This is a genomic window from Microcystis sp. Msp_OC_L_20101000_S702 (assembly GCF_007095705.1).
In the GTDB taxonomy this organism is placed as follows: Bacteria; Cyanobacteriota; Cyanobacteriia; order Cyanobacteriales; family Microcystaceae; genus Microcystis; species Microcystis ichthyoblabe_A.
In genome coordinates, this window is record NZ_SFBO01000060.1 from 1 (window position 1) to 6,274 (window position 6,274).

The 6,274-nt window shown below is 38.8% G+C and carries 5 protein-coding genes and 1 tRNA gene; 1 reads left to right on the top strand and 5 read right to left on the bottom strand.

Translation table 11 applies throughout. The features are described from left to right. Window positions 1–125 precede the first annotated feature (125 nt). The 4 genes from EWV60_RS06425 to EWV60_RS06440 all read right to left on the bottom strand — a co-directional run bounded on the left by EWV60_RS06425 (window position 126) and on the right by EWV60_RS06440 (window position 3,936). Window positions 126–1,264, bottom strand: a protein-coding gene (locus EWV60_RS06425) for an IS630 family transposase (RefSeq protein WP_287231614.1) whose coding sequence is annotated in 2 segments (ribosomal slippage) — window positions 126–832 and window positions 832–1,264 — 1,140 coding nt in all. Because the reading frame shifts where the segments join, the coding sequence is not laid out codon by codon here. A 74-nt stretch (window positions 1,265–1,338) separates the two neighbouring features. Beyond that, on the bottom strand, window positions 1,339–2,763 hold the full coding sequence (locus EWV60_RS06430; RefSeq protein ID WP_287231615.1) for an AAA-like domain-containing protein: 1,425 nt from the start codon (window positions 2,761–2,763) through the stop codon (window positions 1,339–1,341). A 596-nt stretch (window positions 2,764–3,359) separates the two neighbouring features. Next, window positions 3,360–3,707 carry a YkgJ family cysteine cluster protein gene (locus tag EWV60_RS06435; RefSeq protein ID WP_002752908.1) on the bottom strand — a complete coding sequence of 116 codons (348 nt, stop codon included), beginning with the start codon at window positions 3,705–3,707 and terminating at the stop codon, window positions 3,360–3,362. Window positions 3,708–3,864: 157 nt separating this feature from the next. After that, a tRNA-Val gene (locus tag EWV60_RS06440) sits at window positions 3,865–3,936 on the bottom strand. 81 nt (window positions 3,937–4,017) lie between these two features. Here EWV60_RS06440 and EWV60_RS06445 point away from each other — a divergent pair. Continuing rightward, complete coding sequence (locus EWV60_RS06445; protein ID WP_002793573.1) at window positions 4,018–4,554, top strand: metal-binding protein; 537 nt, start codon at window positions 4,018–4,020, stop codon at window positions 4,552–4,554. 19 nt (window positions 4,555–4,573) lie between these two features. Here EWV60_RS06445 and EWV60_RS06450 read toward each other — a convergent pair whose 3' ends face one another. Next, window positions 4,574–6,094 (bottom strand): ArnT family glycosyltransferase, encoded by a 1,521-nt coding sequence (locus tag EWV60_RS06450; protein WP_287231616.1) that lies wholly within the window; start codon window positions 6,092–6,094, stop codon window positions 4,574–4,576. Between the last annotated feature and the right edge of the window lie 180 nt (window positions 6,095–6,274).

Genomic DNA, 6,274 nt, shown 5'->3' on the forward strand with positions numbered 1-6,274 from the left:
CAAAGGATTTTTTATAATCTAGATAACCCATTCCTTTTTTGGCTTTTTGCGTCGTAAAGTCTAAACTTGTTGTGTCTTGCACTGCCAAAACTATTGGATGTTCTTTGATTCTTTCTACTAGTCTGTCAAGTTTGAATTGAGGGATAGAGTTTTTTTAATTTAATACGAGCATCAGCAGTAGTAAATCTCCAGTCAACTGAATTTGACTTTTCATTTCGATTTTCTTCCCATGCCTTAATTTCTTGTTTTAAACTATCCATGTCTGGGATACGACGATCGAGACATTGACGATTCAAAACGCTCAACTCAATTTCTGCCATATTTAACCAGCTGCCATGTTTGGGAGTGTAATGAAATTCGAGTTTATCTAAAATTCTCTTGGCCTCTTCCGGTTCAAAGGCTTTATATAATGAGGCTTTTACATGAGTATTTAAGTTGTCTTGAATTACTCTAATTTTCTGGGCATCCGGATAACGCTCATCAACCAAATATTTCATTTGGTGTGCATAATCGCTCGCCGTCCTTTGTTGTGTAACTTCTACATGTCGCCCACCTTGTAATGGTTCAAAAAACATAAACATATTGGCTACACCATTACGCTCATATTGATAGTCATACCTTTCTGGTTCTCTCGGTTCGGCTGGTATTTTCTCTTCTGTTTCTTTGACTAATTGTTTACAACTCTCATCAAAACACAGCCAGGGATTTTGCTGGTCATACTCACTATGATAAATATCCAAGACATCTTCCATGGCACAGACAAACTCCGCTGATTCTTTTGGGGGAATGACCCATGATTGATTCAGCCATGGTTTCAATTCATTTTTTTTAAGGTTTTTCTGATGGTTTCTCGTGATATTTTTTCCACATATTCAAGTTCGACCATTTTATCTGCCAGCATTTGAAGTGTCCATTTTGCTCGTCCCGTTGGTGTTTCACTACAAGCGATGGCAATCAGATATGCTTCCTTTTCCCCATCGATAATTTTGGCACGGCGATGTTCTTGCTTTTTTCGAGTTAATGATGATTCAATTCCTGACTCGACAAATCTTTGTCGTACTCTCTCAATGGTGGCTTGAGCAACATTTAAGGCTTCACTAATTTTCGAGTCAGTCCAACCACCTTCCTGTTGATTGACGTCTGCTAAAAGTAGTATTCTGACATGGTTCATTTTGTAAGCTGCTATTTTTCCTTTCTTGGTTAGCTGCTCGAGTTCAGTTCTTTCGGAGTCTGTTAGATCTACAATATATTTTTTCTTCGGCATTTTTTTGTCTGAAGTTGGATAACTTCTTCCAGATTAGCTCTTTTTTTATCCCTCAAAACAAAATTGATGCTCTACTAGATGGCATAGCGACTTTTTTCGGAAGTATCAAAGTGAGCAAGCGTAATTTTTTTGGCGAGGATAGGAGTTTTTCGAGCCAAAAAAACAGAACGTTGCCGGAAATATTCGCCAAAATATTGACGATAGAGAGGACAACTGACTCGGCAAAACTTACCTTGTCGGTGAATTAGTCCGAGACTTTCTAGGTGAAAAGCTGCCATTAAATCAATTTCTATGTCTTTTTCCGCCATCACCACCTTAGCAAAGATAGCCGCCAAATTGCCTTTTAAGTATTGCAGATGCGAAAGTAAACGTTTAAGATGGTCTGCAAAAATATTACTTTCCTCCCCGATAGAAGTAGCTAGAATGGTTTCTAGGGTACAATCACCCCGAGCAATATGATAACAAGCAAGACGAATTAAATAGGGATTACCCCCTAGAAATATCCGTAATTTTTCGGAGTTAAAATTCTGATCTAATCCCTGTCTTTGACTTAATTCTCGTACTTGTGCGCTGGTAAAATTAGGCAATTCGATCGGTACACCAAGACTAAAAGGAGATTGATAGGTATCTAAGTTTTTATCAAGCTCCTGTGCAGGGGAATAGGCAACAATTAAACGTAATTTTTGCCAGAGGGGTTTGTTTTTGCCTTCCTCGTGCCAGAGGTGCAGAATACTAAAAAATTCTTCCCTTAGCTGTGGATAGGGGAAAAGATATTCAAGATCATCAAAGGCAATCACTAAAGGGCGATCAAGATGGGAGAGAATATGCTTTTCTAGATAGATTTTACAGTTAATTTTACCCCCTAAGAATTCATCCCAATCCTGTGGGAGATGATTATCTAAATCTAACTGGCGACTAATACTAACGCAAAGCCAACGGAGCCATTGATTTAAATCTTGAAAAATTGAGCTTTCTGCTAACCGAAAACTGAAATAAAGTGTATGGTATTGCTGTTGTTGAGCATAATTAATAATTCTGGCCATCAGGGAGGTTTTTCCCATTTTTCTGGGCGCATTAATCCGGATCAGACTACCCCCGCGCAAGATCTCTTGATAACAAGTCTGTTCCAGATTGTTTCTGTTAATATAAAAGGGGGAATTGAGGGGGACTTGTCCCTCTGGTAACTCAGGCAATAATTGAGGATTAATAGTATCAGTTTCTGGTAAGTTAGGACGATAATAATCGCCATTTTCTAAAGTTAAATTAAAGGCTTGAAAACAATGTTTCAGGGTTTGTTTATCCACTCCCGATTCACAAGCAAATACCTTCATCAGAGTATCTACCCCTAAAAGAGTTTTCTCGCTGAGGACTTCTAGGGTGAAACGATGACCGCGATTATCCCGATACTCCGCTTCTTGTTTGGCAGTAAGTAATTTTTCTAGTCCCGTGGGGGTAAGGACAACCCCGCGTCTGCGGCGCTGTTTTTCTGGTTTTTCCATGATAGTTTTTCCCTGTCCTGAACTCAAACTCTGCACCCCTAGAGGTTTTGAGTTTCCTATAGACTTCTCCTCAACAGGGAAACAATCGATTCCGTAATTTTTGCCGACATTCCGCACATCTTCATATACTTGTATATATTTTTACATTCCCCAAGATGTTTTAACGAAAAACCTTCATTGTAGAAACTACTATTGAGAACATTTTCAATAATTGGTTGTTTCTGGGAAAGAAGTTTACAATTCTTTACATTGATAAAAATCGATGATTGTAGCTATAATCCTTACTGGCAAAGGGTTGTAAGCAATATTTGAGTAAAATCATTAATTGAATGTTAAGAAGTGCGGAAAGTGGGTCACTGGTTTAGCGATGGAGAGGATCGGGACAATAACCAGGACTCTCTTGGATTTGGTGGGTAAAATGTATTCTAAGATACATTCCTCCTAGCGAGAGGGTGGAACGAACCACAGAGGCACAAAGGACACAAAGATCGATCGCTTCTATGGTAAGTTAAGCTGATCACACAGAACCTAGAAGAGCCTAACCAGACCACTTATTTTCTTCTCCGTCTGAGTTATTTCTGGGATAGGGGTAAATCTTAGCCTACTTGCTGACGATAGCTATTCATTTCTAGGCTATCTTCCCCATAAAGATCCTCAATGTGTTGATGACAGCAATCGATCGCAAATTGATCGAATTCTCCCGGTGCAATTTGATACATTTTGGCAAAAATATCGGGTTGAACACGACAAAATTCTGGTCTCTGGTCATAAATGGTACAGAGACGGGTTTGGCGATCAAAGTTTATACACCAACCCCCTTCCCCCACCATGCTGAGATATTGAGTTAATTGTGCGGGAGTCAGATATTCTTCTAAGTCAGGACGCTCATCGGGATTTAGTTGACAACAAGCTCCACAATTTTTAATACATTTCCAATTGGCCATATAACCGGTGTGCCGCGATGAATTAATCCTAGTACCTACTGACTAGCTTACTAGCAAATAGTCCCTATTTCCCGTTCCAGCAGCAATTACCCTCAATAGTTTTAATCTCAACCTGCGATCGGGAGTGAAAGCTTGACAAGGCAAGAATCTAATAAAATGGGCGTTGTAAGGGTCGAACTTACGGCATCCTGCTTGTAAGGCAGGCGCTCTACCACTGAGCTAAACGCCCGAATTAATTTCGTACTTTCTCAGCATAACATATATTTTCAAAAAAGTATATTATTTTTTTGAGCGAGTTAATTTTTTTCCGATGCCCTCTGGTCGAACTCACGATCGCATTACCCTAATTTTGCTGCTACCGATTGCGGGGGCGAGTTTTTTGGTCAGTGGCAGTGGTAAATTAACCCTGTTACTCTTGGCCAGTTATTTGTTTAGCGGATTCCTGTTTGGGCCAGATCTTGACATCCACTCGGTACAATACAAACGTTGGGGTTATCTGCGCTGGTTGTGGCTACCCTATCGTTCTATGATCCGTCATCGCGGTTGGTTATCCCACGGTTTATTGATCGGCACAATTTTTCGGTTATTTTATCTTGGTAGTTTTCTTTTACTAGCGGCGATCGTGATCATTCCGATCCTGCAAAGTTTCTGGGGTATAGACTGGGATTGGCGACTGTGGCCGCAGCAAGCGATCGCATTATGGCAACAGTATCCCCGGGTAGCGATCGCTATTTTCCTAGGTTTAGAATTAGGAGCGATGAGTCATAGTTGTAGTGATTGGATCGGATCTGCCTACAAAAGTTCTCGAAAAGTGGCTCAAAAACCGGTAAAAAAGAAAAAACGTTAATAATCCCCGTCCACAATTTCTAATTAGCCTTCCTTTGATATTCTTGCCAAGTTTTTGGACTGATAAAGAGAGTTCCTTTTTCTTGCTGGTCGGGGAACTGGATATAGTTTTTCTCTAGATAATCCTTGAGTTTTGGTGATTGCAGAAATTCCTTTTCAAATCGATAGAGGAAAACCAAATCTGGCTGTCTTTTTTCAATAACTTCTAGGATAAAATCCCCATCGAGATTCTGATTGAGAAATCTCTTTCTAGTGATGACAGCCGTTTCTGGGGGTGTTTTCAAGAAATATTTATATATGTAGTGAGGATTATCGGTTAACAGAAGTTTATCGGAGTTTTTAAATTTTTCAAACACAGCTTCTGCTAAAAGAGGTTTATACTTTTTATTATATTGAATGTAGGCATTAATTCCGGGATCACGATTGGTGATTATCCTCAAGGTATTAAAGAGAAATTGACCAGACAGGGGTAGAAAAATTAGCATTTTGAGAACTAATTTCTGGGTTATTTTTCGATTTTGCCTAAATTCTCCGAGGCTATCAGTAATTTTTAACTGTTCGACAAACAAGGCAATTATCCAAACGGCGGGAATAATTAAATGGATATAATAATGAGGCCAAATTGGGGCAACTGTAGCAAATCTGAACAGATTAGAAACTAACCAGACCAACGGCGGTAAAAGTGGTATTATGTTGCGAGTAAAAACCATCGCTATAATAGCTATCACTGTCACGATTAGATAAATTGGTTCGTACTGTAGGGCGCTTTGTAAGAGAGTCCATAAGGTGAGATTGTCTTGAGCGAAACTAGCGGCAACACTGACATGAGATTTAATAACATTTTCGTAGGAAAAAGGAAAAATAGTCAGGGAACCCAAGACAAAGACTAAAATAACAGCGACTGACCAAATAATAATATCAATGATTCTTTTAATAAAACTATTCTGTTGATTGAGAAAAATAATTAAAGCTACAGTTGGGATAATAGTAATCACCGAAAGTTTAATTTGCAGGGAAAAAACAAAAGCAATGGCACTGAGTAAATAGAGTCCATACTTAAGCTTACTCGTGGATTGAACGGCTTTAAAGATGATAAAAATACTTAGGATTGTAAAAAAAAGTGAGGGTAACTCCTGCATCACTACCGTTGACAGGGTAATATACACTAGACAGGTTGAGAGAATAAATACTGATAAACAAGAGGCCAATATTCCGCAATTAACTCTCAGAATTAGATAAAAAATTCCTAACATAATTGTGGACAAAGAAAGCATCATAAGGCGGGATGCATGGATAGTAAATCCTGTCAGGCTTAACCAACTATTTAGTAAAAGAGATAACCCCGATAAATGATCGTACCAAACTTGTTCGTAGAGACGATAACCTTGTTTGGTGACGTAGACAAGTACCAGAGCCACCGCTTCATCAAAATTAACTATATAGGGATAATCAAGCGGGACTTTCCAGAAAACGATCCCTAGGAAAAAAACAGCAACAGCAATTAATGCCATTAAATCAAAACGATCAGATTTCCTATTCATAACTTTTCTGGACAAGAATTGCTGCGTATCTTATCACAGATTGAGACATCAGTTAAGTAGATGGTTATAATTAAATTAAAAATGGATTTTAGGTTCGATCCCCCCTGCCCCCCTTGATAAGCTATCCATTAGTCACATCTTTCTTAACATAAAATTTGACAAAAAGAGAAAAGTGTGCAA